Raw genomic sequence first — 26400 nt, forward strand, 5'->3', positions numbered from 1 at the left:
GAGCAATTACAATTAATGGTCATCTACGCTATAGTTAGGTGCTTCTTTTGTGATCTGAATATCATGAGGATGTGACTCACGAAGTGCTGCAGATGTCATCTTGATGAACTTACCGTTCTCCTTAAGCTCTTCGATAGAGCCGCATCCACAGTAACCCATTCCTGAACGAAGTCCACCCATCAACTGAAATACTGTATCTTCAACTGTTCCCTTGTATGCAACACGTCCCTCAACGCCCTCGGGAACAAGCTTCTTGGCATCTTCCTGGAAGTAACGATCCTTAGAACCGTTCTCCATAGCTGAAATAGATCCCATTCCACGATATACCTTGTATTTTCTACCCTGGAAGAGTTCGAAGTCTCCGGGAGCCTCGTCACAACCTGCAAACATTGATCCCATCATAACGAGGTTACCGCCTGCTGCGATAGCCTTGGTAATATCTCCCGAATACTTGATACCACCGTCTGCGATGATCGGGATGCCATACTCCTTGGCAACATTGTAGCAGTCCATGATAGCTGTAATCTGAGGAACACCGATACCAGCAACCACACGTGTTGTACAGATGGATCCGGGTCCGATACCAACCTTAACGGCATCAGCACCTGCTTCGATAAGATCCTTTGTAGCTGCTCCGGTAGCGCAGTTACCTGCTACAACCTGAAGATCCGGGAATTTCTCTTTTATCATTCTGAGGCACTTGAGTACGTTCTCGGAATGTCCGTGAGCCGAATCAAGTACGATAACATCAACCTTAGCATCAACAAGGGCTGCAACACGGTCAAGGCAGTTAGCTGAGATACCAACGCCGGCGCCGCAGAGAAGTCTTCCCTGATCATCCTTGGCTGCAAGGGGATATTTAATAGTCTTTTCGATATCTTTTATAGTGATAAGTCCAACAAGATTATAGTCGTCGTCAACGATAGGAAGCTTTTCCTTCTTTGACTTAGCAAGGATGCTCTTTGCTTCCTCAAGAGTGATGCCTGCTTTGGCTGTGATGAGGTTCTCGCTTGTCATTACATCCTTGATCTTCTGAGAAAAGTCTTTTTCAAACTTAAGATCTCTGTTAGTAATGATACCTACAAGCTTTCTGCCCTCTGTGATGGGAACACCCGAAATACGGAACTTAGCCATAAGTGAATCTGCATCTGCAAGTGTATGCTCCGGTGAAAGTGAAAAAGGATCTGTAATAACACCGTTCTCAGATCTCTTAACCTTATCAACCTCTTCTGCCTGAGCCTCGATCGACATATTCTTATGAATAATACCGATTCCGCCCTGCCTTGCCATTGCGATAGCCATTCTGTGCTCTGTAACAGTGTCCATTCCGGCACTCATCATAGGAATGTTAAGTCTGATCTTCTTGGTAAGCCATGTTCCTACATCAACCTGATTGGGAATAACCTGTGAGTAAGCAGGTACCAACAACACGTCATCAAAAGTAATTCCTTCGCCTATAATCTGTCCCATTTCAAAACTCCAATCTACTATAATCTTGTTTACTAGGTATATTTATTAAAAAGAAAAAATTAGTCCGTGAAAACCTTACGGGGAGCCACGTTCTTGATTGCCTGAACAAACTCGTTTGAAGGCTCGATGATTATCTTTTCTTTTCCGTCATAGATAAATGTATAAGTCGGATCAGGTTGCGCATCTTTGTTCCTTGAAGAATAATCGTGAACATTGAGCGTCCTGTTTTTATACTCATCAAGATGATAGGATTTAGAAGGTGCGAGCACCTCTATCTTATCAACAGAATAATTACAGATATGCTTACGGGAAGCTTTATTAAGAACTTTATCAACCGTGATCTCTCTGTCACAGTACTGATACTCGAATTCGATGTCGGCATTGAGCTTAAGGAAGTAATAGCCAACGCATGCGGCTATGAAAAGAATCAGTCCGATAATTCCCATATTCACCAATACAGATCCTGCCAGAAAAAAGATTGCCAGAGCAAAACAGACGTACTTGCCGATAACAACAAGGGGTGAAGCCTTGCTTGGAACCAGGCACTCTACATAATTAGCATCGTTAGACATGTCAGATATCATCCTCCTATAGTCTTGGCTACTCGCCATTTTATCGACTATCTTATATTAATATTTCAAATCTTTCAAGGTGTTTTTTAAACAAAAAAATTGACAATTATACCCCAACGTTTATATCATTTAATAATCTGAAAAACACCTATTTTCATTATATATGCTTTTCAGGGCAAAAAATATTATTTTTCTGTTAATTTAAGGAGCAGTCATGTCAATTTATGAGGAAATAAGAGATCAGCAAAAAAAGCTGAAAGATAAGGATTTTAAGACCAAATGGAATTACTTCTGGGATTATTACAAGATTCACGTTATAGTCGGTCTTATCGCCCTCATAGCTATAATTTTGACCGTAAGGAGCTTCATCCTTACCAAGCCGAATGCAATATATGCGGTCATGTTAAACAGCGGATACGAGGTTTCCTCACAAGATCTGGAAAACGGTTATATGGAGTACGCTGACGTCGATCGTTCCGAATACAGTTGTCTTATAGATGCCTCTTCATCATTCGATCAGACTCATATTGACCAGATGACGCTTGCAACAAGCCAGAAGATCATGGCCAATGTCGCAGCACAGGAGATGGATGCACTTGGTGCCGACGTTCCTACATTTGCTTATTATGCCGCACAAGACGTCTTCAAGGATCTCAGAACCGTTTTTTCCGAAGACGAGCTTAAGTCCTTCGGAGATGATATCTTCTATATAGACGGCGCATACATGGATTACATTGCGTCCGACGAATACCAGACCGACGCCATGGACGGTACCTACAACAAAGACAACAAATACGCCGTCATCGCACACGAAGCAATGACCGAAGGCAAATTCGACATAGTACCGAAAGAGGAAATGGAACGCCCCATCCCCATCGGAATTATCATGAAAGATTCCAATGTATTAAAAAATGCCGGCGCTTATGAAAACAGTGTTCCGGTTGTCGGAATAATTGGAAATACCACAAGATTAGATAACACAATAACATTTATTAATTATCTTTATGAATAATCATTATTACCGGATAATGGTGTTTGTCTATAATTTCTTTAATATGCACAATTTTAACGGAGCGGCCGAGCATGCATTGGTCTAAAATGCATGCTCGGCCGCCCTGATCACAACTGTACCGTTACAAAGATATCATAGATGGCACGGATCGCCTTTTCGAAGTCGCGATTCTCTACACCGATGATGATGTTAAGCTCGGATGAACCCTGATCGATCATACGAACGTTAACATTGGCATGAGCAAGAGCCGAGAAGATTCTTCCCGCTGTTCCTCTTGTTGATTTCATTCCGCGTCCAACAACCGCGATAAGCGCAAGATCCGACTCAATCTCAAGCATATCCGGATGAGCAAGTCTGTGAATCTCTGATACAACCGACTGCTCTTTCTCAATGAACTCATCCTGCTGAACAAATACAGTCATAGTATCAATTCCTGAAGGTACGTGCTCGATTGAGATCTCCTGGTCTTCAAATGCCTGAAGAACCTTTCTTACAAATCCAACCTCGGAGTTCATCTGATCCTTAAGGATATTTACGCAGCAGAAGCCTTTTTTACCTGCAATACCTGTGATAACGAACTTAGACTTCTTGGCTGTTGATTCAACGATCCATGTTCCAGGATCCTCGGGCTTGTTGGTATTTCTGATATTGATCGGAATGCCCTCTTTACGTACAGGGAAGATAGCATCTTCATGAAGGACCGATGCTCCCATGTATGCAAGCTCTCGAAGCTCTGTATATGTAATGGTCTCGATGTGAGGAGGTGTGTCGATGATCCTGGGATCCGCTACAAGGAAGCCTGAAACATCAGTCCAGTTCTCATACACATCAGCCTTAATAGCTCTTGAAACGATTGATCCTGTAATGTCGGATCCGCCTCTTGAGAATGTCTTAACACTTCCGTCGGGATACGCGCCGTAGAATCCGGGCACAACGGCCTTAGGTGTATTCTCAAGCTTTTTAGCCATGAGCTTATTGGTCTTCTCACCGTCAAACTCACCGTTCTTATCAAAAGCAACTACTGTAGCCGAATCGATAAACTCATATCCGAGGTAGTTGGCCATAATGATACCGTTAAGGTACTCTCCGCGGCTGGCAGCATAGTCATTTCCCGCTTTTTCCTTGAAGTTCTTTTCGATAGTCTTGAACTCATCGGAAAGATCGAGCTTGAGCTTAAGGCCGTCTATGATCTCATCGTAACGCGCCTTAATATCGGCAAGCTGCTTCTTAAAGTCCTTACCGGCTTCAGCAAGAGCATATGTCTTGTAAAGCATATCGGTAACCTTGGTATCTTTTGAATTTCTTTTTCCCGGTGCGGAAGGAACTACATAAACTCTGTCGGGATCTGCCTTGATGATCTCTCCGACCTTCTTGAACTGCTCTGCACTTGCAAGTGAGCTTCCGCCGAATTTAACTACTTTTTTCATTTCATTTGATCCTTTTCTACATTTTCTACTATTACTAATATATTTTTATTAAAAAGACAAAAATCAATAAAGTCTTAAATATCCCTTTACGCTGTCAAGCTTCCAAAGCTTCTCTTCAAAGTCTTTCTCTGAAGTGAGATCTGTGATAAATGCAAACTCTCCTACCACTTCCTCACACTCTATGATCTCAACATTGTGTCCGAACACTTCAAGAGCCTGATCCTTAAGATCCTCGGTTACTCTTACAAAGAACTTTCTTACAGCGTTGTCCTTTGATGTAAGAACAGCCTTCTCTGCGTTAAGATTAACTTCGATATGCTTTCCTTTGTGCTTTAAGATGTCTACAACATCCGCCACTACCGCACTTGCTGTAGCATTCTTACCTGCGCCCTTACCATAGAACATAACGTCTCCGAGCATATTTCCGTGAACATTGATGGCATTAAATACTCCGTTAACGTTCGCAAGAGGATTCTCATAAGGAATCATGAAAGGAGCAACGAGAGTAAAGAAGCCGTTCTCGTTCATCTTGCACATACCAAGGAGCTTGATGGCCATATTAAGGCTCTTTGCATAAGCAAAATCCTCGATATTGATCTTAGTGATACCTTCTGTATATATATCCTCGTAGTTTACGTGCTTACCGCTCATAAGGCTTGAAAGGATCGCAATCTTACGGCAAGCATCATATCCTTCGATATCTGCCTCGGGATTTCTCTCAGCATAACCTTTATCCTGAGCAGCCTTAAGAACTGTAGCAAATCCGATACCCTCTTTATCCATCTTGGTAAGGATATAGTTTGTTGTTCCGTTTAAGATACCTGTGATGGCATCGATCTTCTCATGCTTAAGTGAATCGTTGATGCTGCGAAGAACAGGTATACCACCACCTACGCTGGCTTCGAACAGATAGCTTACGCCGTTCTTCTTGGCAATCTCAACAAGCTCGGGGCCTTTTGCGGCTACAAGCTCTTTATTTGATGTACAAACGCTCTTGCCCTTCTCAAGTGCCTGCTTTTCAAATGTAAATGCAGGCTCGATTCCTCCCATTGTCTCGCAAATAACATCAATCTCGGGATCATCAAGAATAATGTTGATGTCATGTACTACCTGAGCTTCATGCTTATCACCGGGGAAATCGCGAAGATCGAGAATATATTTAACCTCAACCGCTTCTCCCGCGCTCTTTGCTACTTCTGCGACGTTGGTATCAATAACTTCAACAACTCCGCTTCCTACTGTTCCATATCCCAAGACTGCTATTTTTGCCATGATTTCCTCCAAAGTTTGTATTTATTCATAACGCCTGAACATGGGAACACCCATGCGGCAGATCATTCATCAGAATGATGCACTTCTTCCTGTGATGTGCACCTTATGTATGCCTTCTTTTCCCTCCATAATGGAGATCATCTCCATTATGTCCTTTGTAGCTTCCAAAACCTGAATTGTGATCGATATGGATGCCACTCCGTTAAGTGGAATTGATTGGTGAATCGTAAGAATGTTGGCTCCGAAATCCGCTATCAGATTAAGTACATAAGAAAGAAGTCCGACCTCGTCGTTCATCTGGAATGTAAGCGTGAACGTCGTTCCCTGCAAACTGTCATGAAATTCATAAATATCTTCTTTGTACTTATAAAAAGAGCTACGACTGATCCCAAGCATTGCTGCCGCTTCGTTGACCGTCTTGACCTTACCGGACTCAAGCAGCTTCTTGGCTTCGACAACCTTAAGCAACACTTCCGGAACGGCCTGTCTTCGCAGTACATAGTAAGATGTATCCTGTTGCATGTTCTACCTCTTTTTGTCAAAAACGTGTATCTCTGCTGCGGACATTTGTGTGCACCGTAAAGAATTTTAGCATGGTAAAGTTATGAAGACAAGCACAATTTTCTATAAAAAAACGTATTCCATGCCACTGTACTTTGGTAAACATGCTATAATTTGACCATATTATGATACGGAGGTTCATATATGTCTGAGAACATACGAATTATACCGCTTGGCGGCTTTGACAAAATAGGCATGAATATGATGCTCATAGAAAATGACGACACTATAATCGCAATTGACTGCGGAATGTCTTTTCCGCCTCATAATATGCCCGGTATCGATACTTCCATACCGGATGTCGATTATCTTATAGAAAACTCAGATAAACTAAAAGGTATCGTTCTCACTCACGGACACGAGGATCACATAGGAGCAATCCCTTATATTATTGAGTCATTAAACGTTCCCATCTACGGAACTCCGCTCACTATTGCTCTTGTTGAAAAAAAGCTTACAGCTCACGGTATAAAAAAATACAAGACCAAAGTGATTCGCCAGAAGAACACAATTGTTCTCGGGAGCTTTAAAGTCGAGTTTATTACTACAAACCACAGTATTCCCGATGCTGTAATGCTCGCTGTACATACTCCCGCAGGAACTGTCATCCATACCGGAGATTTTAAGATCGATTACAGTCCCATTACAGGCGATTCCACAGACCTTAGAAGGATCGCAGCTCTGGGTTCCAAAGGTGTGCTCGCTCTGATCACGGATAGCACAAACTCTCTGGTTCCCGGCTCCTCGCCATCCGAGTCGGAGGTAAGCGCTTCTCTTGACCTGCTTTTTAACCTTCATAAAGAAAACCGCCTTATCATTGCAACTTTTGCTTCCAACATGGATCGAGTACAGCAGATAATAACTCTGGCCAAAAAATACAACAGAAAAGTTGTACTTCTGGGCGATACCATGCTCAGCATATTCGAGGCGGCAAAAAAGCTTAACTATCTCAATTATTCAGAGGACGTTCTTATAGATATAAAAGACGTTCCTACTTATGAGAGTAAAGAAATAATCTTCCTCACCACCGGAAACCATGGCGAACCCATCAACTGTCTTACAGAAATTGCCGAAGGAACACATGATAATATAAAACTTCTTCCCGGCGATACCGTTTTATTCAGTTCAATCGCCATTCACGGAAGCGAAAATCTTTTTTCAAAAACAATGAATCTATTGGAGGAACAAGGTGCAAATATTATCTTTCAGGACATTCATGCAACAGGCCATGCCTGCATCGATGAATTAAAGCTAATGTACAATCTTGCCAAGCCAAAGTATGCCATACCTGCGCATGGCGAATACAGATACAGAAAATCCGGTGCCGCTATAGCTCAGCAAGTCGGAATAGACAGAAAAAACATCCTAATGCTTGATAACGGCGATGTTCTGTCCCTTTCGGCTGACGAAGCAAAGCTCATAGATCATATTTCGTTAAAAGAAGTCCTTATAGACGGTCTGGGCATTGGTAATATCGGAAAAAATATCATAAGTGACAGAACCAAAATGGGAAAGAACGGTATCGTTATAATTGAGACCTGCTTCGGTGCGAGCTCCGGACGACTCGTAGCCCCCACACGCATCACCACAAGAGGTTTTGTAAACACCAAAGTTTCAACAGATATCCTTCCGGGACTTGAAGATGCCGTTAAATCTGAAATAGCAAGACTTATCGCTCAAGGAGTGACAGGTAATAAATTTGATTCTCTTGTACAGAAGGCTGCGGAAAAATATATTATAAATGAGTGTGATCAGCGCCCTCTTGTCATTGTACTAACTAATGAAATTGTGCTATAATACAGGCGATGTAAGACTTATTTACATCGGTGATCTACCAATCACATAATGTTGTATTTGTTGTTTGTTTCAGCCAATACGGTTAACGCTTTTATATCGCTTCCGTGGTCATGGGCATATTCTTGGGATCAATCCTTGAAAAAGTCATGAGACGTTAGCTTTGTGAAAAGAAATGATATCAAGCGGCAGAATATGAAATTTAGGCATCTTTAGATGTCTGTTTTTCATATTCTGCCGTTTTTTTATTGGGAGAATTATGAGAGATTATTTTAAAAAAAATTGGCATTTCATTATTGTTTTCGGAATTATTATTGCGGAACTGATAACCTTTCTCTGCGCAGGCGAGATGGGGACATACATAGGTGTACACGATAATCTTGATATACACATCACGGATTACAAACTTCTTAGGGATAACCACGCTTTCTTTTCCCACGGACAGATAATTCCTCTTCTTGGCGGTATAGACAGAAATTTCCTCCTATCGGAGTTCTATCTTTATTCATTACTCCACGCCGCGTTGCCGACTTACACCGCATATATCGCGGGACATTTTATAAAAATACTTATAGCACTGTTCTCGGGCATTCTTTTGGGAAAAGACATCCTCAAAGATTCATACAAAAAGTACGATAAGGCCGTTGTTCTGTTTAGCTTTATCTATGGTCTTTTGCCGCTTTATCCCGCCTTCTCCTTCTCTTTTTCATCAATTCCGCTTCTTGTGTGGCTCATAAGAAAAATCGAAAGGCGCGAAGGTAGGCTTTATTATTTACTTTTATTCTTATATCCGACGCTGTCTTACTTTACGTTCTTTGGGCCTTTCATTCTCGGATATGTGTTTATTTACTTTGTTTACAGATGGATCGTGTCAAAAAAGATATCGCTCCCGCTCTTATCATCAGTATTCATCCTCGCTTCCGGCTATGTCCTTATTGAATACAGGCTTTTCCTTATCATTTTCACATCCGGACAGGCGACAATACGAGATACGATGGTTGTCGATAATGCTACGCCACCTGAAATACTGTCAACTATCGGGGATGTTTTCGTAAACAATATGTTCCACTGCGACGACCTGCACAGATTCTTTGCTTTGCCGGTCACAATAGCAGCTTTCTTTGTGATCAACTTTCTACATATAAAAAACAAAGAATTAAAACAGCTTATTAAAGATCCGTTTAATCTCGTCCTTTTGTTTATACTCCTTAATTGCACTGTTTACGGCCTTTACAACAGCTTTTTTGTACGCACCCTATTTGAAAAAATAGTTCCTCCGCTTAAAGGCTGGCAATTTAACAGAACTTTGTTCTTCAACCCTTTCTTATGGTATCTGGAAGTATTTATCGTTATAAAAAGGTTGATCGATGACAAAAAGAAGAAATTTGCCGTAACACTGACTGCGTTTACCCTTATCTCCGTCTTAGGTGTTCAATCTCTTTACAATGACTTTTTTAACACTCTGTACGTCAACGCCTGGCAGCTTGTTAAACACGAAAAATCCGAGACACTCTCTTACGGTGAATTCTTCTCGGAAGACCTCTTTGCGGAGATAAAAAAAGACATTGGCTATAGCGGAGAATACAGCATAGCTTACGGTTTCCATCCCGCCGTACTATCTTACAATTCAATCTCCACACTAGATGGGTGCCTAAGCTACTACTACCAGTCCTATAAAAACTCTTTTAGGAAGGTAATAGAACCGGCGCTGAACGAATCTAAAGAAGCCAGAAAATACTATGACGAATGGGGCGCAAGAGCATATATCTTCTCAGGAAGTGTAGAAAGTATCTGGAATCCCGAGCGAACCAAAGACCCCGATGACAAACGCCTTCTGATCGATACCTCTTCGATGAAAGCACTGGGCGGCAAATATATCTTTTCAAGGATAGAAATATCCAACGCAAAAGAGCTGAATGCAAGCCTGATAGGAAAATATAAAAACGATTCATCACCATATAGCATATGGGTTTATGAAATTTAACATTTGGAGAAATAAAATGAAGAATTACATTAAAATAGCAAGACCCGATCACTGGATAAAAAATCTGTTTATTTTGCCCGGAACAATAATAGCCGTGCTTCTTACGAAGCATTCTCCGGCCGATATCAACCTAATAAAGCTTGTTACAGCCTTCCTTGCGACATGCATGATAGCCAGTGCCAACTATGTTATAAACGAATGGCTGGACGCTCCTTTCGACAAGTTCCATCCCACCAAGAAAAATCGGCCGGTTGTCACTACAAACATGAAGCTTAGCATAGTTCTGCTCGAATACTTTCTGCTTATAATAATAGGAATAAGCCTTTCGCTTTTGATAAACCTACCCTTCACCGTTACAAGCGCCGTTTTGCTGGTCATGGGAGTTCTATATAACGTAAAGCCTTTCAGGACCAAAGACATTCCTTATTTCGATGTTTTATCGGAATCAGTCAACAATATGCTCAGACTTCTTATGGGCTGGTTCGTGATAACAGCTTCATCCGTACCTCCTTCAAGTATTCTTATTGGATATTGGATGACAGGGGCCTTTTTGATGGCAACCAAGCGTTTTGCGGAGTATCGGATGATCGGAAACCCGGAAACAGCAGGCTTATACAGACGTTCATTTATTTATTACACAGAAAAGAAATTGCTTACTTCCGCACTGTTCTATGCACTTGTATCAACGTTTTGCCTGGGCGTTTTCCTGATAAAGTATCGCATTGAGTATTTACTGTGTATGCCCTTTGTATTCCTACTTTATTCGTATTATACAGCCATGTCACTGGACCCTGATTCGGCTGTTCAACGCCCCGAAAAGCTCTATAAAGAGAAAAAACTAATGTTTATTCTGCTTATTATGCTCATTGTATTTATCATATTTACATTCATAGACGTTGAATTTCTACATATCCTCACGTCAAATGCCCTTGTAAGCATCCCGATTGAATAATTCTTCAACAACATATTTTTAAGCAAGCGAAAGACCGTGGTATGGGGAAATACCACGGCCTTTCTTAACGCTTATAAAAGGAAAGAGTATCTCCTCCCGTGTTGCCACGGAAGAAGAAGAGTAAATAACAAATTCAATTATCCCTTAACACCGCCGAGTGTAAGACCACCAACGATATTCTTGGATAGTATCAGATATACAATTATAACAGGAAATATGGAAAATGCAATCATGACATAAACCTGTCCCATATCAAACTTAAGCCAGTCAGCACTACGCAGCTGTGCTATAAGGATAGGAAGTGTCTTCTTGCTATCTGTATGTAATACAAGTGCCGGAGTAAAGTAGTTATTCCAGCTTGTTACAAAACTAAAGATTGCCTGAACCGCAATAGCAGGTTTCATAAGAGGAACTACTATTGAATTAAAGGTTCTAAGCTCACCCGATCCGTCAATTCTTGCAGCCTCAACAAGTGAAAGCGGAAGAACGGAATCCATGTACTGCTTCATATAGAAGAATACTGCAGGTGAAGCAATTGCAGGGACGATAAGAGGTGTAAACTTATCGTCAAGTCCCATTTTACCAATGAGCTGGATGAATCCAAGAGCAGTTACCTGAGTTGGTATCATCATTACCATTAGTATAAATGTAAACATGAATTTTTTCAATTTAAAATCGTAAGCATGTATAGCATAAGCAGTCATTGTCGAGAAATAAGTCGCAAGAGCTGCTGTTAAAGTTGCCACGATTAATGAGTTTACCATACCTGAGAAGATTGGTAAAGTACCATTTTTAAGATTTATCCAGTTTGTTTTTAAATATGTACTTGGGAATGGTGTAAATCCCCTTGTAAGCTCTGCATTTGATCTGGTTGAGTTAATAAAAAGAAGATAAAACCAGAACAGACACAAAAAAGATACCAAAACAAGTACTGTATATGCAAGAACTCTTCTCGCATGTACGGAAGCACCGTTGTTCTCCGTACTCATCATATAATTATTCTGATTGTTCGCCATATTCTCTCTCCTTATCTCAATTCTTCTCGCCGGAATTGGTGAACTTAAACACTATAAGACTAAGAATACCTGTAATAATGAACATAAATACGGAAAGTGCTCCGCCAAGTCCATAGTTCTTACTATATAAGTGTTTGTTCAAATACATTATCAGTGTCATTGATGATCTCATAGGATCACCTGTTCCGTTAGTTAAGATCTGAGGAACATCAAACATCTGCAATCCGCCGATAAGAGATGTGATCATAACATAAATAAGAATAGGTCTGAGAAGTGGCAATGTGATCTTATAGAAAATCTGAGTAGCCGTAGCACCGTCAACCTGCGCTGCTTCAAAAAGCGAAGGATCGATACCCATCATACCGGCCATCAGAAGAATTGTCGTATTACCAAACCACATGATACAGTTCATGAAAGCAACAAGCCAACGAACTGACCAAACGTGTGCCATAAACTGGTACGCTTCCTTGATCACTCCGATCTGTAAAAGAATGGAATTGATAGGTCCGGAAAGCGAAAACAAAGTAAAGAACAACATCGCAAAAGCTGATGCCATAATAAGGTTGGGAAGGTACATTACTGTCTTGAAGAATGCCTGTCCCTTAAGTCTGAGTGATGGATCTGTGAACCATGCACCAAGTACAAGTGAAATGATGATCTGAGGAACAAATCCCATTATCCACATGATCATTGTGTTCTTAAAGTATGTCGGAAGATCTCCGTTTGTAATAATAGTTATGAAGTTCTGTATACCTACAAAATTAGGTCCGATTATCTTAAGGCCCGATCTGTAGTTTTCAAAGAATGAATTATAAATAGTTGTTACTAAGGGTATCATCTGAAAAACCAAATATATTACAATAAAAGGTATCAGGAAAATATATCCCCACTTATTGTATCTAACTACTTTGCTTGTTTTCTTCATAAGCGCTCCCTTTTCTTAATATATGGGGCGCACTAACCCTAATGCGCCCCGTAATACCCTCTAATAAGAAATAACTTAATAGATTACCTCTAATCTATAGATTAGTCTGTTGTTACGTCAGGATACTTCTCTTTGATAGCTGTCTTGAATGCTGCAAGTGCCTCATCAAGAGTAGCGTTTCCGTCGAAGTAGTTCTTCATTGCTCTCTGGAACTCTTCGTTACATCCCTGATCGTATGCACACTGATTTGAAAGGTCGCAGTTCTCAGCTCCCTTAGCAAACATTGCAAGAGGATTCTGTCCGCCAAGTACATCAAATGCGAACTCGTCCTTGCCTGCTGCCTCTTCCATAGCGGGCTTGTTGTTTACGAAATCACTGTCAGCTGTAACGATATCAAGCATGATATCCTTGTTTGTTGTAAGAGCCTTCATGATGTCTGCGATAAGAACAGCGTTATCTGTTCCCTGAGCTGCGCAGATCCATGTTCCGCCCCAGAAGAAGCCCTGAGGTCCCTCTGTTGCTCCCCAACCACCTGCATTAGCGATTGAGCCTTCCTTGTCAGCAGCCATTGAGAAGTTGATCATCCAAGCGGGTCCAAAGTAGCAGAATACCTTTCCGTCAGGATAGAATCCCTTGTTCCAGTCTTCGCTCCAAAGGTCTGAAGTTGAAGCAACCTCACCCTTGTCAGCCATATCCTTAGACATCTCAACCCACTTCATGATGTTCTCGTCGATAACAACCTTGCCATCCTGTACCCACTTACCTGATACGTTGTTAGAGAATACACGATAAGCATCGTTTGTTGTAGCTGTCATGCTGTATCCGGCCTTCTTCATCTCAGCAGCTGTCTTTGAGAATGCATCCCAATCAGCTACAGCCTTCTGAACTTCTGCAGGATCGTCTGATCCGAGAACTTCCTTAGCAGCCTCACGGTTGTAAATAAGAACACCGGGGCAACCCTGCCATGAAAGTCCCTTAAGAACGCCGTTAGAATCTGTCATAACATCCTGTGTGTATTTGTACTGATCAGCGATATCAGCATCTGTGATACCAAGATCAGCTACAGGCAATGTAACGTCTTCATCTACATATTTAAGAGCATAGTCTGCTTCTACAAGGAATATATCAATCTTATCATCTGCTGCTGCATCAGCCTGCTTGAGAAGGTTCTCATCGAGGTTGTTCTGATAAGCATTGTCCTGGTTAGGAGTAATGTTCCACTTTACAGTTACATCACCGATTGTACCTGTGGTAGCATCTACCTCAGTATATCCCGGATAGTGATCCTTAACTCTTCTCTGGAACTCGTCATTCCAACAATAAATGTTGAGTACCTTTCCCTCATCTGCTGCAACTGCTGTTGTATCAGCTGCAGGAGTTTCTGCTGTTGCGTCTGTTGCTTCTGCTGCAGGTGCATCTGATGTAGGAGCTGTAGCAGCTGTGTTACCACATGCTGTAAGCATTCCGGCTACCATAGTTGCAGAAAGAACTACGCTAAGAAATTTCTTCTTCATAACCTTTAATACCTCCCTCTTTTATTTGAGTTTGTCATTGTATGTATTTAAAACAGCTCTCCGCCGTCTTAAACCTTAATTAAGTTTTTTGACCGAAGCTCCCGGTTCAAGCGTTCCCTTAACAACAATCTGTTCTATAAGTGTTCCCTTAGGATTGTTGATAAGATCTATAAGCTTGGTGGCTGCGATCTTACCGATCTTCTCACTGTCCTGAACAATGGTTGTCATCTTGGGTGTGAGGCGGCTTGAAATCTCAAGTCCGTCGTATCCTACAACGGATACATCATCGGGGATCTTAAGCCCTCTGTCTCTGATGGCATTGATGCCACCGAGCGCGGCAAAATCATCCGGGTAAAAAATACATGTCGGAGGATCCTGCAGATTCAACAATTTATTGGTAGCTTCATAAGCTGCATCCGTATCACGATACGGAGCTATTACTACATATTCATCCGGAATATCTATTCCGTGTTCCTGCAGTGTCTTATAGAAGCTTGCAAGTCTGCTCTGTGTAACGGATGATTCAACGCCTCTCACATATGCTATCTTCTTGTGTCCCTGACTGCACACATATTCGGTGAGCTCTCTCATACCGTTAACATTATCCGATATAACTGCGATTCTGTTATAGAAGATATGGTCGATAGTAACAACGGGAATACTACTCTTGACCAGCTCATCAACTTCCGGATCGAAGAAATCCACACAAGCGATAACCACTCCGTCAAAGCCTCTGTATATTGCATGAGACAAATATGACATGTTGTTGATCCTGGCCTTACCTCCATTGATGAAGGTAATATCAAATCCATTCTCCTCAGCCGTGTTCTTAAAACTGTTAAGAACGTGATTAAAGTAATCATGAGTAAGACCACTGTTAGCCTCATCCACAAACAACACTCCGATGTTGTTGGTCCTGTTTGTCTTAAGAGCCTGTGCTGCAGCGTTGGGTCTGTACCCCAAACTCTCGGCAACCTGTCTTATATGTTCCTTAGTTTCCTGACCGATGTCATGATGATCATTAAGTGCTTTCGAAACAGTCGCAACCGACACCCCGCAGGCTATGGATATGTCTTTTAGTGAAACTTTCCTCTTAGCCATATCAATTTCCCGTCTCTGTACTTAATCGTTTTCGTGAAATCAATATACATCATTTTCCCGTCAAAAGCAATATGAACGGCTTGTTTTTTTGTGCATCTTATACATTTTTGTCTGATTCTACCAAAAATTCTTTTGGTTTTTTATCTATTATTACGATTCTCTTTTATGTTTGTCCCTGTTTTATTGCTATTTTAATTAAACGTTTTCGTATTCATCCCCTGTAACCCTCATGGTTGACGGCATTTTTGGAGTTTTTTCTGCAACATTCAGTATCTATGCGGTTTTCAAGCTCTGTTTTTTATCAATTTTTATGTTGCATTACTGCAGATTACCATATATAATGTGCGTATATATTTCCGAAAACGTTTAAGTTAACTGGAGGGTAAGTATGAAATACGGATTTTTTGACGATCAGGCGTGTGAGTACGTCATCACAACGCCCAAGACTCCTCTTCCTTGGATCAACTATCTCGGAAACAAGGAGTTCTTTACACTTATTTCCAACACTTGTGGCGGATACACATTTTTCAAGGATGCCAAGCTTTTAAGACTTACAAGGTATCGTTACAACAATGTTCCTTATGACAACAACGGTAAATACTTCTATATTAAGGATACAACCGATTCATCTAATGAAGTTATTTGGAATCCGGGATGGCAGCCCGTTAAGACTGCTCTTGACAGCTATGAGTGTCGTCACGGACTTGGATACAGCAAATTCACTTCTACCAAGAACGATGTTAAGGCAGAACTCCTTACTTTCGTTCCCATGAATGATAACTGCGAAGTTTCCAAGATCACTGTAACCAACAACAAGAACACTGCTGCTAAGCTTTCTCTTTTCTCTTATGTAGAATGGTGTCTCTGGAATGCAGACGATGATATGAAGAATTTCCAGCGTAACCTCAGCATCGGTGAAGTAGAGGTTGTAAACGGCGGTTCTGCAATTTTCCACAAGACAGAGTACAGAGAGCGTAGAAATCACTATGCGGTATACGGCGTTAACACAGCCGTTGACGGATTTGATACAAGCAGAGACGCTTTCCTTGGTGCATACAACGGTCCCGACAGCCCTGATGTTGTTGCTGACGGCAAGTGCACAGGTTCAATCGCAAGCGGATGGTCACCCATCGCTTCACAGCAGATCAACATCGAGCTTGCTCCCGGCGAATCCAAAACATTTATCTTCACTCTCGGATACATCGAGAATCCTCAGGATGAGAAGTGGGAAGCTCCCGGCGTGATCAACAAGAAGCGCGCATTCGAGATGCTTGACAATTACAAGACTGTTGAAGCTGTAGACAAGGCTCTTGCAGAGCTCAACGATTACTGGAAGAATCTTCTTACTATTTACCATGTATCATCTTCCAATGAGAAGGTTGACCGTATGGTTAATATCTGGAACCAGTATCAGTGCATGGTAACATTCAACATGTCACGTTCTGCTTCTTATTATGAGTCAGGTATCGGTCGTGGAATGGGATTCAGAGATTCTTGTCAGGATCTTCTCGGATTCGTTCACCTTATTCCCGACAGAGCAAGACAGCGTATCATTGATATCGCTTCAACTCAGTTCCAGGATGGTAGTGCATATCATCAGTACCAGCCTCTTACCAAGAAGGGTAACTCCGACATCGGTTCAGGCTTCAACGATGATCCTTTATGGCTCATCGCAGGTACAAGTGCATATATAAGAGAAACAGGTGACCTTTCTATCCTTAAAGAAATGGTTCCTTTCGATAACGATATGAGTGTTGCCAAGACACTTATGGAGCACCTTAAGTGTTCATTCAACTTCACAGCTACTCACAAGGGTCCTCACGGTCTTCCTCTTATCGGACGTGCCGATTGGAACGACTGCTTGAACCTCAACTGCTTCTCAGAGCATCCCGGAGAGTCTTTCCAGACATTCGGTCCTTCAGAAGGTCCTGTAGCCGAATCAGTATTCATCGCAGGAATGTTCGTTAAGTACGGTGAAGAGTACGCTCAGCTCGCAGAACTCCTCGGCGACAATGCAGAGGCTGAAAGAGCTCGTGCTGAAGTTAAGAAAGTTTATGATGCTACATGCACAGCCGGATGGGATGGCGAATGGTTCGTAAGAGCTTATGATGCATATTCCAACAAGGTTGGTTCAAAAGAATGTGAAGAAGGTCAGATCTACATCGAGCCTCAGGGCTTCTGTGTACTTGCAGGAATCGGTGTTGAAGAAGGTCTTGCAGCCAAGGCTCTTAAGAGCGTTGAAGAAAGACTTGATACCAAGTACGGAGTAATGATCTTCCAGCCCGCTTATACCAAGTATCACCTTGAACTCGGTGAAGTCAGCTCATATCCACCCGGATACAAGGAGAACGGCGGTATCTTCTGCCACAACAATCCTTGGGTATCAATTGCCGAGACTGTTCTCGGACACGGTAACAGAGCATTCGAGATCTATAAGAAGACATGCCCTGCATACATTGAAGATATCAGCGAGATTCACTGCACAGAGCCTTATGTATATTCACAGATGGTTGCAGGTAAGGATGCTAAGTTCTTCGGTCAGGGTAAGAACAGCTGGCTTACAGGAACAGCAGCTTGGACATTCGTCAACATATCACAGTATATCCTTGGCGTATATCCCACACACAACGGTCTTTCAATCAATCCTTGTGTGCCTGCTGACTTTGGTGATTTCTCACTCACAAGAAAATACCGTGGTGCAACATACAACATCAGCGTTAAGCAGAACGGTGCCGAGAAGGGTATCAAGAAGCTTGTCGTAAACGGTAAAGAAATTGAAGGAAATATCATCCCTTACGATGAGAGCGTTAAGGAATACACTGTAGAAGCTATCATGGGTTGATCTTAACAATCAGTATTTCGATATTTTTACTCTTGTTTAATACATTTTGCCCTGTCGGATCTCATAAATTCGGCAGGGTCTTTTTTTGCCCGTAAGCCCGCTAAAATACGCCTTTCCGCGGCCTTCTCTTTTGACCCGAAGAGTCCAAAAGTTGCGAACACCCTTTCAAATATGGTAAAATACGTTGTTGAGTCGGAGGTGAATATGAGCGCAGATATGACTAAGCCCAGAAAACACAGACACAGAAGAAATTATACTTTTATGGTTATTTCGGGAGACTCAGACGGAACGACTAAACGTCTCCATTTAGACCATTTCAAGACTCAGGTTTTGGCTTACTCAACCTTTGCCATCGGTCTAATCTTGATCTGCTATATAATTTTTTCCGCGATGACCATCAGCAACCTCAGATCGATCCAGGTCGATCAGAAGTCACAGATTCAGACTCTTACTACAGAGAATGAAAGACTTACAACCACCAATGATACTCTCAGCAATGAGGCAGAGCAGCTTCGTGCAGCACTGAACATGAGACTGGAAAACGAGCAGCAATCCGCTGAAGAAGCTGAGAGCAATGCCATCCCTTCAGGCTTCCCTCTTACAGGAAAGGCTAACATGGATCTGGCTGTAGATAACGTTGATTCCAACAATATCACAAAATTTGAAGACAGAGCTTCCAATGAAGAAGAAGGCAATCCATTGGTTCTTTTCTCCGCTGCAGAAGGAAACAATATTATCGCTGCAGGTACGGGAACGGTACTGAGTGTCACATCAGATGCCAAATTCGGCAATTACGTATCCATAGATCACGGCAACGGATATATTTCCATCTATCGCAATTCAGGTACACCGATTGTTTCTGAGGGCGATGAAGTGGATCGTGGCGATATACTTTTTGTTATAGACGGTAACAACACCAAACTGGGTTATCAGATCCAGAAGGATGATAATTATATAAACCCGGAGGAGCTCATAGAGATAAACGGTTAAAATGGAGGATTTACGAATGTTTGGAAATGCAAAAAAAGAAACTGACATACCTGAGAGCACATTACTTGAACAGGTTGGAACCATCATCGGTCCCGGTGCTGTGATCGACGGTCCGCTTACCACGAAGGACTCTACAAGAATTGACGGAACAATCAAGGGTAACGTTACAATAAGCGGTGCTCTCATAGTCGGACAGACCGGCAAGATCATCGGAACAGCTTCAGGTGTAAACATCTATGTCGCAGGTGAGATAAACGGAAACGTATCTGCACCCCAGGGCAAGGTTGAGATCAGTGATACAGGTAAGGTTATCGGAGATATCACATGTAAAGGTATCATCATTGATGAAAACGCCATCTTCCAGGGAAGATGCGATATGACAGGCCTTGATAAGAGCTCTGCAGAGATTGCAAAAGAAAGAATGGCATCCGAAAAAGAATCATCAGATGAAAACTCTTCAGACGATGAGAACAAGGATAAATAATAAAGATATCAGAATATAAAAAACGCCGCTATGGAATATATCCACAGCGGCGTTAATTATTGGCTCAATCCTGTAATCTTCCGAATACCAACTCATATCCGTCATCGCCATAATTAAGTGAGCGATTGACTCTGCTGATAGTTGCGGTTGAAGCACCTGTCTTGTCGGCAATCTCAAGATATGTCTTATGCTCTCTGAGCATCGAAGCAACCTCAAATCTCTGTGAAAGAGACAGGAGCTCGTTTACCGTACACAAGTCTTCAAAAAAGCTATAACATTCCTCTTTATTCTTTAGGCATAAGATTGCGTCAAACAGGTGATCTACTGCATCTGTTCTGATTTTTTTATTCATATCTGCCGTTTCCTCCAAATTTGGTTTGTGAAATTAACTATATTACGTTAATAAAACTTTCACACATAAATATTTTATCACTCTAAACTTTTAAAGTAAATAGGGGAAGATTTATATTATCTGCTTTACTTTTGTACATATGTTTGATATTATAAATTTGTTGTCATAGACAACTGAACGATTATTTTTTTATTTTTATGTGGAGGTATTACAATGAACAAAGGTACTGTTAAGTGGTTCAACAACCAGAAGGGTTACGGTTTCATCTCAGACGAGGCTGGAAATGATGTATTCGTACATTATTCAGGACTCAACATGGAAGGTTTCAAGTCTCTTGAGGAAGGCGCTTCTGTAGAGTATGATGTAATCCAGGGTGAAAAGGGACCTCAGGCCGTAAACGTAAACAAGCTTTAATTCGAGATTTAAAGCTTAATTAATCAGACTACAAAGTGCCTTATTTAAAATAGATTTATTTTGAATTCGCAAGATTGTAACAATGATTAATCATCAGAGCCATCCGACATATGTCGGATGGCTCTTTTGCGTTCCATATTTATTCAATAAAACGATAAATCTTTAATATCAATCAGCACAAGCATTAATAACATCTTCAAGCTTGAGGTTGCCACCGAAGATCTCAAGTGCGCTTCCCACAGTAACATCAACCTTGCCGTTACCGATCTTATTAAGCTTCTTGATATCGTCTATACTCCTTGCGCCTCCGGCGTAGGTTACGGGTATCTTGCTCCAGTCTCCGAGAACCTTAGCAACGTTCTCTTCTATACCGTTTTGCTTACCTTCCACGTCAGCAGCATGTACTAGGAATTCATCGCAGTACTGTGAAAGTTCATCAAGTGTATCCTTGCATAGCTCAACATCTGTAAGCTTCTGCCATCTGTCGGTAACTATATAATACTTACCTTCAGATAATTTACATGAAAGATCCAGAACAATCTTTTCTTTTCCTACAGCCTTGACCAGTTTCTTCAGATTGGTATAGCTGATCTTACCGTTCTTAAATACATAAGATGTCACGATCACATGTGTCGCTCCGGCTTCGATAAACTCTGCTGCGTTATCGGCAGTGATACCGCCTCCTATCTGAAGGAAACCGGGGCAGGCATTAAGTGCTTCGATCGCTTGCTTTTTGGTATTGTTGTAAAAAGGACTTCCCACGGGGTTAAGAAGGATAATATGTCCTCCCGTAAGTCCGTGTTCTCTGTACATTCTTGCATAAAAGACGGCATCCTTGCTTGATACGTAGTTCTCGGAAGCAGAGTCTTTTTCATCACGCAAACTACTTCCTACTATCTGTTTTACTTTTCCGTTATGAATATCAATACAAGGTCTGAATCTCATAGCTTAACTCCTTACGCAAGTACATCTGCCATATCATACATTCCGGCAGGTTTTCCTGCAAGGAACTTGGCAGCCTCAATGGCGCCCTTTCCAAATACCGCTCTTGAATATGCTCTGTGAGAAAGAGTTACTACCTCATCGTGACCCGCAAAAATAACATCGTGGTCACCTACAATAGTACCACCTCTGACAGCAGAGATGCCTATCTCCTTCTTGGGTCTCTTCTCTCTTCTCTGACTTCTGTCATATACGTAATCGTACTCATTGGAAAGAGACTCGTTGATGCTGTCTGCAAGTGCAAGAGCTGTTCCGCTGGGTGAATCAAGCTTCTGGTTGTGATGCTTCTCTACTATCTCAATATCAAAGCCTGCTGCCGCAAACAAAGGAGATACCTCGCTGAGCACCTTAAGAAGAGCGTTGATTCCGACAGACATGTTCGCTGATTTAAGAACAGCTACCTTAGCCGAGCTATCTTTTACCTTGGAAAGCTGCTCATCCGAAAGTCCTGTAGAGCACAGAACAACCGGAACGTTCTTGGCTACGCAGTAATCAAGAAGTCCGTCCACTGCTGAAGCATTTGAAAAATCTACAATAACGTCGCAGTCCACATTGCAGTCGGAAAGGCTCTTGAATGTGGGGAACTCATAATTGTTCTCGCCGAATGCATCTATTCCTGCAACTACTTCTATATCATTATCTTCTTTGACAAGGCCGATGATAACTCGACCCATACGGCCGTTGCAGCCGTGCATGATCATCTTAGTCATCTTGCATTTCCACCTTTATAAACATTATTCAGTACCGGTATGACCGGCAAAATCAATCTCAGATAAGTCCGTATTTCTTCATCTCAACTTCGAGCTTCCGGGCATTCTCGGGCTCCATATCTGTAAGAGGAAGGCGAAGAGATCCTGCATTGAAGCCGATGAGCTTAAGTGCGCTCTTAACGGGAATGGGATTAACCTCAGAGAAAAGAGCTTTCACAAGGGGGTAAGCCTTGAACTGGAGCTCTCTTGCAGTCTCATAGTCACCCTCAAAGCACTTAGCGCAGATTTCGTGAGTCTGTCTGGGTGCGATGTTGGAAAGAACAGAGATAACACCCTTACCGCCAACTGCCATAATGGGAACGATCTCATCATCCTCTCCGGAATAGAGATCGATGCAACCCTCAGCAAGCATCATCATCTTTGTTGTCTGAGAAATATTACCTGTAGCATCCTTGATACCAACGATATTCTTATTCTCCTTGCAGAGCTTAACAGCTGTCTCGGGAAGAATATTGCATCCCGTTCTGCTGGGTACGTTATAAAGAATGATAGGAATATCAACAGCATTGGCAATAGCTGTGAAGTGTGCAATAAGTCCGTTCTGAGTTGCCTTGTTGTAGTAAGGTGTAACAACAAGAAGTCCGTCAGCGCCGTATTCCTGCGCAAGCTTGGAAAGCTGAATTGCTGTCTCAGTGCAATTGGAACCTGTTCCTGCGATGACAGGTATTCTCTTAGCAACCTTGTCGATACAGTACTTGATAACGTCCATATGCTCTTCTTCTGTCATTGTTGCGGATTCACCTGTAGTTCCGCATACGATGATGGCATCTGTTCCGTTCTCGATCTGGAACTCAATGAGTCTTCCAAACTCCTCGTAGTTAACTTCTCCGTTGTCTTTAAATGGTGTTGCGATAGCAACGCCGGCTCCCTTAAATATAGCCATATAATCCTCCTTCTTGGCTAGGTTCTGAACGCTTTTATCCGTGTTTAGATAAAAAAACCGACTCAGAATGAGTCGGTAACATAATCTCTTTTGATAATAAAAGAAAAATGTTGATAGCGCCCCATCCTAATGATGACAGTTATGCAGCTCTTAACTGCATACCCAAGGCCTCGGTTATCAGGTCACCGACCCTTTCGGCGTATTCTCCTTTCGCTTAGCGTCTCTTGCTCCTGACACATCGGCAAAGCTACTGATAAAACACGCAACCTCTATCTAACTTGCTTAACCTATACTACACCAGTGTGAATGCTCTGTCAACAATGTACATTACAATAAGAAGATATCTCTCTGAGTAATTTTATATTGAATATGAAAAAAACGCGTGTTATACTTTTTTAGTTTGAAAAGTAAACGATATGTTTTTTCTTATATAAAGGAGTTATTTATGAAGCAAACGAGAAATGATGTAAGAAACGTTGCAATTATCGCCCACGTTGACCACGGTAAGACAACGCTCGTAGACGGTCTTTTGAAGCAGAGTGGTGTTTTCCGTACAGGTCAGGACGTTGTGGAAAGAGTTATGGATTCCGGCGATATCGAAAGAGAACGTGGAATTACCATCATGTCCAAGAATACAGCAATTACATATAAGGATATCAAGATCAACATCATCGATACTCCCGGCCACGCTGATTTCGGCGGAGAGGTTGAGCGAGTTCTCAAGATGGTTAACGGTGTTATCCTTGTTGTTGATGCTTTCGAAGGCCCCATGCCCCAGACTAAGTTCGTTCTTGGTAAGGCAATGGATCTTGGACTTCCCGTTATCGTATGTATCAACAAGATCGACCGTCCCGAGGCTCGTCCCAACGAAGTTATCGATGAGGTTCTTGAGCTTCTTATGGACCTTGGTGCAGACGACAATCAGCTTGACTGTCCTTTCGTATTTGCTTCCGCAAAGGCCGGAACATCTTCACTTAGTGTCGACGAGCAGGGCACAGATATGAAGCCGCTTCTTGATACAATTATCAACTATATTCCCGCTCCCGTGGGTGACCCCGAGGCGAGCACACAGGTTCTTATCAGCACCATCGACTACAATGAGTACGTTGGACGTATCGGTGTAGGTAAGGTTGATAACGGCGTAGTTAAGGTTAACCAGGAGGTTGTTGTTGTTAACCACCACGAGCCCGAGAGACGTATCAAGACCAAGATCAGTAAGCTTTATGAGTACGACGGACTCGGAAAAGTTGAAGTTCAGGAAGCCAAGATCGGTTCTATTGTTGCCATCTCAGGTATCGAAGATCTCAAGATAGGTGACACACTTTGCTCGGTTGATAATCAGATCGCTATTCCTTTCCAGAAGATCTCAGAGCCTACTATTTCAATGAACTTCATTGTCAACGACTCTCCTCTTGCGGGACAGGAAGGTAAATACGTTACATCACGTCACCTTCGTGACAGATTATATAAAGAGCTTAACACCGACGTTTCACTTCGTGTCGAAGACACAGATACAACAGAGACCTTCAAGGTTTCAGGCCGTGGTGAGCTTCACCTTTCCGTTCTTATTGAGACAATGAGACGTGAAGGCTTTGAGTTTGCGGTAAGTAAGGCCGAGGTTATCTATCACACAGATGAAAACGGCAAGAAGCTTGAGCCTATGGAGAAGTGCTACATCGATGTTCCCGACGAGTTCTCGGGAAGTGTTATCCAGAAGCTCGGTGAAAGAAAAGGTGAGCTTGTAAACATGGGTGCCGGAAACGGCGGATACACTCGTATCGAGTTCAACATTCCTTCACGCGGACTTATCGGTTACAGAGGCGAGTTCATGACCGACACCAAGGGTAACGGTATCATCAATACTATTTTTGACGGATATGCTCCTTACAAGGGAGATATGAACTACAGAAAAACAGGTTCTCTTATCGCATTTGAGACAGGCGTAGCTACAGCATACGGTCTTTTCAATGCTCAGGACAGAGGACAGCTCTTCATAAAGACAGGCGACAAGGTTTACTCCGGTATGGTAATCGGTACCAGCGGAAAGACTGAGGACGTTGAGGTTAACGTATGTAAGACCAAGCATCTTACCAATACAAGAACTTCTTCATCGGATGAAGCACTTCGTCTTGTTCCGCCTAAGATCATGTCTCTTGAGCAGGCAATCGAGTTTATTGATAACGACGAGCTTTTGGAGGTTACACCCACAAGCCTTCGTATCCGTAAGAGAATCCTTGATCCCACTCTGAGAAAAAGAGCCGGTTTCAAAAACAAACAACAGTAAAAAATAAAACACGTGGAAAGTTTAATCCTTCCACGTGTTTTTTATATTCATCTTTGTCAGAAGATATAATATCCTTTATCTCCTTCTGTTATCTTTATTCTTCCTTCGCACTTCTGCGTGAGGCCGTCTTTTATCCTATCAGCATCCTCTTCTTTTACACAGATATCATACTGTACGTTTTCGGCGTATCTAGGTTCATTTATCTTGATATCGTTCTGCGTAAGATAGTACTGAACATTGTTGATCATATTGTAGTCAACTTCCAAAGTAAGAAGCTGTGAGTAGATCATCTCTCCGACTTCGGATGCTGCGATTCCTGCTTGTGCCGCCTGTGTGTACGCTCTTACAAGTCCGCCGGTTCCAAGTAGCACTCCCCCGAAATATCTGGTCACGATAATGAGTGTATCCGTAAGTCCCGCGCCCGTTATCACTTCCAATATCGGTTTACCGGCCGTTCCGGAAGGCTCACCGTTATCGCTGCATCTCGTGTTCTCACTGTTCTTTCCGATAACATAGGCGTAGCAGTTGTGACGCGCATCCCAATACTTCTTGGAAATCTCTGCGATCTTCTCTTCCGCCTCGGAAACCGACTTAACCCCGAATACGTGCGCTATGAATCGCGATTTCTTTTCAACGATCTCTCCCGTGCCGTCTTTAGTTGTGATTTTATAGGATTTTATCTCGCTCATAGGTATCAGTATATCATATTTGTTCTCATTTCTTTATTATATGTGGATTTCATGGTATAATTACCAAGTTAAATTGGTTTTACAGAGAGG

The 26400-nt window shown here is 42.1% G+C and carries 23 protein-coding genes and 1 riboswitch; of the genes, 9 read left to right on the forward strand and 14 right to left on the reverse strand.

What is annotated here, in order from left to right; genetic code table 11:
* Window positions 1-12: 12 nt before the first annotated feature.
* Both guaB and BM377_RS03820 read right to left on the reverse strand, forming a co-directional pair.
* Window positions 13-1470 carry an IMP dehydrogenase gene (gene guaB / locus BM377_RS03815; RefSeq protein ID WP_092243986.1) on the reverse strand — a complete coding sequence of 486 codons (1458 nt, stop codon included), beginning with the start codon at window positions 1468-1470 and terminating at the stop codon, window positions 13-15.
* Window positions 1471-1529: 59 nt separating this feature from the next.
* A complete protein-coding gene (locus tag BM377_RS03820) occupies window positions 1530-2042 on the reverse strand; it encodes a DUF6106 family protein (protein WP_092243992.1) in 513 nt (170 codons plus the stop codon).
* Between the two features lie 214 nt (window positions 2043-2256).
* Between BM377_RS03820 and BM377_RS03825 the strand changes: the two genes are divergently transcribed.
* Complete coding sequence (locus BM377_RS03825) at window positions 2257-3054, forward strand: hypothetical protein (protein ID WP_092243995.1); 798 nt, start codon at window positions 2257-2259, stop codon at window positions 3052-3054.
* Between the two features lie 107 nt (window positions 3055-3161).
* Here BM377_RS03825 and BM377_RS03830 read toward each other — a convergent pair whose 3' ends face one another.
* From BM377_RS03830 to BM377_RS03840, 3 genes are all read right to left on the reverse strand, one after another.
* Complete coding sequence (locus tag BM377_RS03830; protein WP_092243998.1) at window positions 3162-4481, reverse strand: aspartate kinase; 1320 nt, start codon at window positions 4479-4481, stop codon at window positions 3162-3164.
* 63 nt (window positions 4482-4544) lie between these two features.
* Window positions 4545-5753, reverse strand: a complete 1209-nt coding sequence (locus BM377_RS03835; protein WP_092244001.1) for a homoserine dehydrogenase — start codon at window positions 5751-5753, stop codon at window positions 4545-4547.
* A gap of 69 nt (window positions 5754-5822) precedes the next feature.
* Window positions 5823-6275 carry an ACT domain-containing protein gene (locus tag BM377_RS03840; RefSeq protein ID WP_092244004.1) on the reverse strand — a complete coding sequence of 151 codons (453 nt, stop codon included), beginning with the start codon at window positions 6273-6275 and terminating at the stop codon, window positions 5823-5825.
* Window positions 6276-6458: 183 nt separating this feature from the next.
* Here BM377_RS03840 and BM377_RS03845 point away from each other — a divergent pair, with 183 nt between their 5' ends.
* From BM377_RS03845 to BM377_RS03855, 3 genes are all read left to right on the forward strand, one after another.
* The gene (locus tag BM377_RS03845; RefSeq protein WP_092244007.1) at window positions 6459-8111 is read left to right on the forward strand and encodes a ribonuclease J; all 1653 of its coding nucleotides are present in this window, start codon (window positions 6459-6461) and stop codon (window positions 8109-8111) included.
* 256 nt (window positions 8112-8367) lie between these two features.
* A complete protein-coding gene (locus tag BM377_RS03850; protein WP_092244010.1) occupies window positions 8368-10092 on the forward strand; it encodes a DUF6044 family protein in 1725 nt (574 codons plus the stop codon).
* A 16-nt stretch (window positions 10093-10108) separates the two neighbouring features.
* On the forward strand, window positions 10109-11044 hold the full coding sequence (locus BM377_RS03855; RefSeq protein ID WP_092244015.1) for a UbiA prenyltransferase family protein: 936 nt from the start codon (window positions 10109-10111) through the stop codon (window positions 11042-11044).
* Between the two features lie 137 nt (window positions 11045-11181).
* Here the strand turns inward: BM377_RS03855 and BM377_RS03860 are convergent, their stop codons facing one another.
* The 4 genes from BM377_RS03860 to BM377_RS03875 all read right to left on the reverse strand — a co-directional run bounded on the left by BM377_RS03860 (window position 11182) and on the right by BM377_RS03875 (window position 15600).
* Complete coding sequence (locus tag BM377_RS03860; protein WP_330392940.1) at window positions 11182-12060, reverse strand: carbohydrate ABC transporter permease; 879 nt, start codon at window positions 12058-12060, stop codon at window positions 11182-11184.
* A gap of 16 nt (window positions 12061-12076) precedes the next feature.
* Entirely contained in the window at window positions 12077-12985 is a 909-nt protein-coding gene (locus BM377_RS03865; protein ID WP_092244018.1) for a carbohydrate ABC transporter permease, read from the reverse strand.
* 101 nt (window positions 12986-13086) lie between these two features.
* Window positions 13087-14499 carry a type 2 periplasmic-binding domain-containing protein gene (locus BM377_RS03870; protein ID WP_092244021.1) on the reverse strand — a complete coding sequence of 471 codons (1413 nt, stop codon included), beginning with the start codon at window positions 14497-14499 and terminating at the stop codon, window positions 13087-13089.
* Window positions 14500-14574: 75 nt separating this feature from the next.
* Entirely contained in the window at window positions 14575-15600 is a 1026-nt protein-coding gene (locus BM377_RS03875) for a LacI family DNA-binding transcriptional regulator (RefSeq protein WP_092244024.1), read from the reverse strand.
* A 388-nt stretch (window positions 15601-15988) separates the two neighbouring features.
* Between BM377_RS03875 and BM377_RS03880 the strand changes: the two genes are divergently transcribed.
* The 3 genes from BM377_RS03880 to BM377_RS03890 all read left to right on the forward strand — a co-directional run bounded on the left by BM377_RS03880 (window position 15989) and on the right by BM377_RS03890 (window position 19916).
* Complete coding sequence (locus BM377_RS03880) at window positions 15989-18442, forward strand: glycoside hydrolase family 94 protein (RefSeq protein WP_092244028.1); 2454 nt, start codon at window positions 15989-15991, stop codon at window positions 18440-18442.
* A gap of 204 nt (window positions 18443-18646) precedes the next feature.
* Window positions 18647-19432, forward strand: a complete 786-nt coding sequence (locus tag BM377_RS03885) for a murein hydrolase activator EnvC family protein (protein ID WP_177223786.1) — start codon at window positions 18647-18649, stop codon at window positions 19430-19432.
* A 16-nt stretch (window positions 19433-19448) separates the two neighbouring features.
* On the forward strand, window positions 19449-19916 hold the full coding sequence (locus tag BM377_RS03890) for a bactofilin family protein (RefSeq protein WP_177223787.1): 468 nt from the start codon (window positions 19449-19451) through the stop codon (window positions 19914-19916).
* 64 nt (window positions 19917-19980) lie between these two features.
* On the opposite strand, the gene BM377_RS03895 is transcribed toward BM377_RS03890, so the two are convergent.
* On the reverse strand, window positions 19981-20268 hold the full coding sequence (locus BM377_RS03895; protein ID WP_092244037.1) for a YerC/YecD family TrpR-related protein: 288 nt from the start codon (window positions 20266-20268) through the stop codon (window positions 19981-19983).
* A 213-nt stretch (window positions 20269-20481) separates the two neighbouring features.
* Here BM377_RS03895 and BM377_RS03900 point away from each other — a divergent pair, with 213 nt between their 5' ends.
* Window positions 20482-20682, forward strand: a complete 201-nt coding sequence (locus BM377_RS03900; protein ID WP_013281837.1) for a cold-shock protein — start codon at window positions 20482-20484, stop codon at window positions 20680-20682.
* Window positions 20683-20850: 168 nt separating this feature from the next.
* On the opposite strand, the gene hisA is transcribed toward BM377_RS03900, so the two are convergent.
* The 3 genes from hisA to dapA are packed head-to-tail and all read right to left on the reverse strand — an operon-like array spanning window position 20851 to window position 23337.
* A complete protein-coding gene (gene hisA / locus BM377_RS03905) occupies window positions 20851-21627 on the reverse strand; it encodes a phosphoribosylformimino-5-aminoimidazole carboxamide ribotide isomerase (RefSeq protein WP_092244040.1) in 777 nt (258 codons plus the stop codon).
* Between the two features lie 11 nt (window positions 21628-21638).
* Window positions 21639-22394 carry a 4-hydroxy-tetrahydrodipicolinate reductase gene (dapB, locus tag BM377_RS03910; RefSeq protein WP_092244044.1) on the reverse strand — a complete coding sequence of 252 codons (756 nt, stop codon included), beginning with the start codon at window positions 22392-22394 and terminating at the stop codon, window positions 21639-21641.
* Between the two features lie 58 nt (window positions 22395-22452).
* On the reverse strand, window positions 22453-23337 hold the full coding sequence (gene dapA / locus BM377_RS03915; protein WP_092244047.1) for a 4-hydroxy-tetrahydrodipicolinate synthase: 885 nt from the start codon (window positions 23335-23337) through the stop codon (window positions 22453-22455).
* Window positions 23338-23443: 106 nt separating this feature from the next.
* A riboswitch (Lysine riboswitch) is annotated at window positions 23444-23617 on the reverse strand.
* A gap of 165 nt (window positions 23618-23782) precedes the next feature.
* Here dapA and typA point away from each other — a divergent pair.
* Entirely contained in the window at window positions 23783-25621 is a 1839-nt protein-coding gene (gene typA / locus BM377_RS03920) for a translational GTPase TypA (RefSeq protein WP_092244050.1), read from the forward strand.
* A gap of 56 nt (window positions 25622-25677) precedes the next feature.
* Here the strand turns inward: typA and BM377_RS03925 are convergent, their stop codons facing one another.
* Entirely contained in the window at window positions 25678-26310 is a 633-nt protein-coding gene (locus BM377_RS03925) for a YigZ family protein (protein WP_092244053.1), read from the reverse strand.
* Window positions 26311-26400 lie beyond the last annotated feature (90 nt).

Origin of the sequence: Butyrivibrio sp. INlla21 (assembly GCF_900116875.1) — a bacterium.
Lineage (GTDB): Bacteria > Bacillota > Clostridia > Lachnospirales > Lachnospiraceae > Butyrivibrio.

What these genes read in the sequence shown, in the direction of transcription:
- guaB (WP_092243986.1), bottom strand. Translation starts at nt 1,470, where the DNA reads ATGGGACAGATTATAGGCGAAGGAATTACTTTTGATGACGTGTTGTTG.
- BM377_RS03820 (WP_092243992.1), bottom strand. Translation starts at nt 2,042, where the DNA reads ATGTCTAACGATGCTAATTATGTAGAGTGCCTGGTTCCAAGCAAGGCT.
- BM377_RS03825 (WP_092243995.1), top strand. Translation starts at nt 2,257, where the DNA reads ATGTCAATTTATGAGGAAATAAGAGATCAGCAAAAAAAGCTGAAAGAT.
- BM377_RS03830 (WP_092243998.1), bottom strand. Translation starts at nt 4,481, where the DNA reads ATGAAAAAAGTAGTTAAATTCGGCGGAAGCTCACTTGCAAGTGCAGAG.
- BM377_RS03835 (WP_092244001.1), bottom strand. Translation starts at nt 5,753, where the DNA reads ATGGCAAAAATAGCAGTCTTGGGATATGGAACAGTAGGAAGCGGAGTT.
- BM377_RS03840 (WP_092244004.1), bottom strand. Translation starts at nt 6,275, where the DNA reads ATGCAACAGGATACATCTTACTATGTACTGCGAAGACAGGCCGTTCCG.
- BM377_RS03845 (WP_092244007.1), top strand. Translation starts at nt 6,459, where the DNA reads ATGTCTGAGAACATACGAATTATACCGCTTGGCGGCTTTGACAAAATA.
- BM377_RS03850 (WP_092244010.1), top strand. Translation starts at nt 8,368, where the DNA reads ATGAGAGATTATTTTAAAAAAAATTGGCATTTCATTATTGTTTTCGGA.
- BM377_RS03855 (WP_092244015.1), top strand. Translation starts at nt 10,109, where the DNA reads ATGAAGAATTACATTAAAATAGCAAGACCCGATCACTGGATAAAAAAT.
- BM377_RS03860 (WP_330392940.1), bottom strand. Translation starts at nt 12,060, where the DNA reads ATGGCGAACAATCAGAATAATTATATGATGAGTACGGAGAACAACGGT.
- BM377_RS03865 (WP_092244018.1), bottom strand. Translation starts at nt 12,985, where the DNA reads ATGAAGAAAACAAGCAAAGTAGTTAGATACAATAAGTGGGGATATATT.
- BM377_RS03870 (WP_092244021.1), bottom strand. Translation starts at nt 14,499, where the DNA reads ATGAAGAAGAAATTTCTTAGCGTAGTTCTTTCTGCAACTATGGTAGCC.
- BM377_RS03875 (WP_092244024.1), bottom strand. Translation starts at nt 15,600, where the DNA reads ATGGCTAAGAGGAAAGTTTCACTAAAAGACATATCCATAGCCTGCGGG.
- BM377_RS03880 (WP_092244028.1), top strand. Translation starts at nt 15,989, where the DNA reads ATGAAATACGGATTTTTTGACGATCAGGCGTGTGAGTACGTCATCACA.
- BM377_RS03885 (WP_177223786.1), top strand. Translation starts at nt 18,647, where the DNA reads ATGAGCGCAGATATGACTAAGCCCAGAAAACACAGACACAGAAGAAAT.
- BM377_RS03890 (WP_177223787.1), top strand. Translation starts at nt 19,449, where the DNA reads ATGTTTGGAAATGCAAAAAAAGAAACTGACATACCTGAGAGCACATTA.
- BM377_RS03895 (WP_092244037.1), bottom strand. Translation starts at nt 20,268, where the DNA reads ATGAATAAAAAAATCAGAACAGATGCAGTAGATCACCTGTTTGACGCA.
- BM377_RS03900 (WP_013281837.1), top strand. Translation starts at nt 20,482, where the DNA reads ATGAACAAAGGTACTGTTAAGTGGTTCAACAACCAGAAGGGTTACGGT.
- hisA (WP_092244040.1), bottom strand. Translation starts at nt 21,627, where the DNA reads ATGAGATTCAGACCTTGTATTGATATTCATAACGGAAAAGTAAAACAG.
- dapB (WP_092244044.1), bottom strand. Translation starts at nt 22,394, where the DNA reads ATGACTAAGATGATCATGCACGGCTGCAACGGCCGTATGGGTCGAGTT.
- dapA (WP_092244047.1), bottom strand. Translation starts at nt 23,337, where the DNA reads ATGGCTATATTTAAGGGAGCCGGCGTTGCTATCGCAACACCATTTAAA.
- typA (WP_092244050.1), top strand. Translation starts at nt 23,783, where the DNA reads ATGAAGCAAACGAGAAATGATGTAAGAAACGTTGCAATTATCGCCCAC.
- BM377_RS03925 (WP_092244053.1), bottom strand. Translation starts at nt 26,310, where the DNA reads ATGAGCGAGATAAAATCCTATAAAATCACAACTAAAGACGGCACGGGA.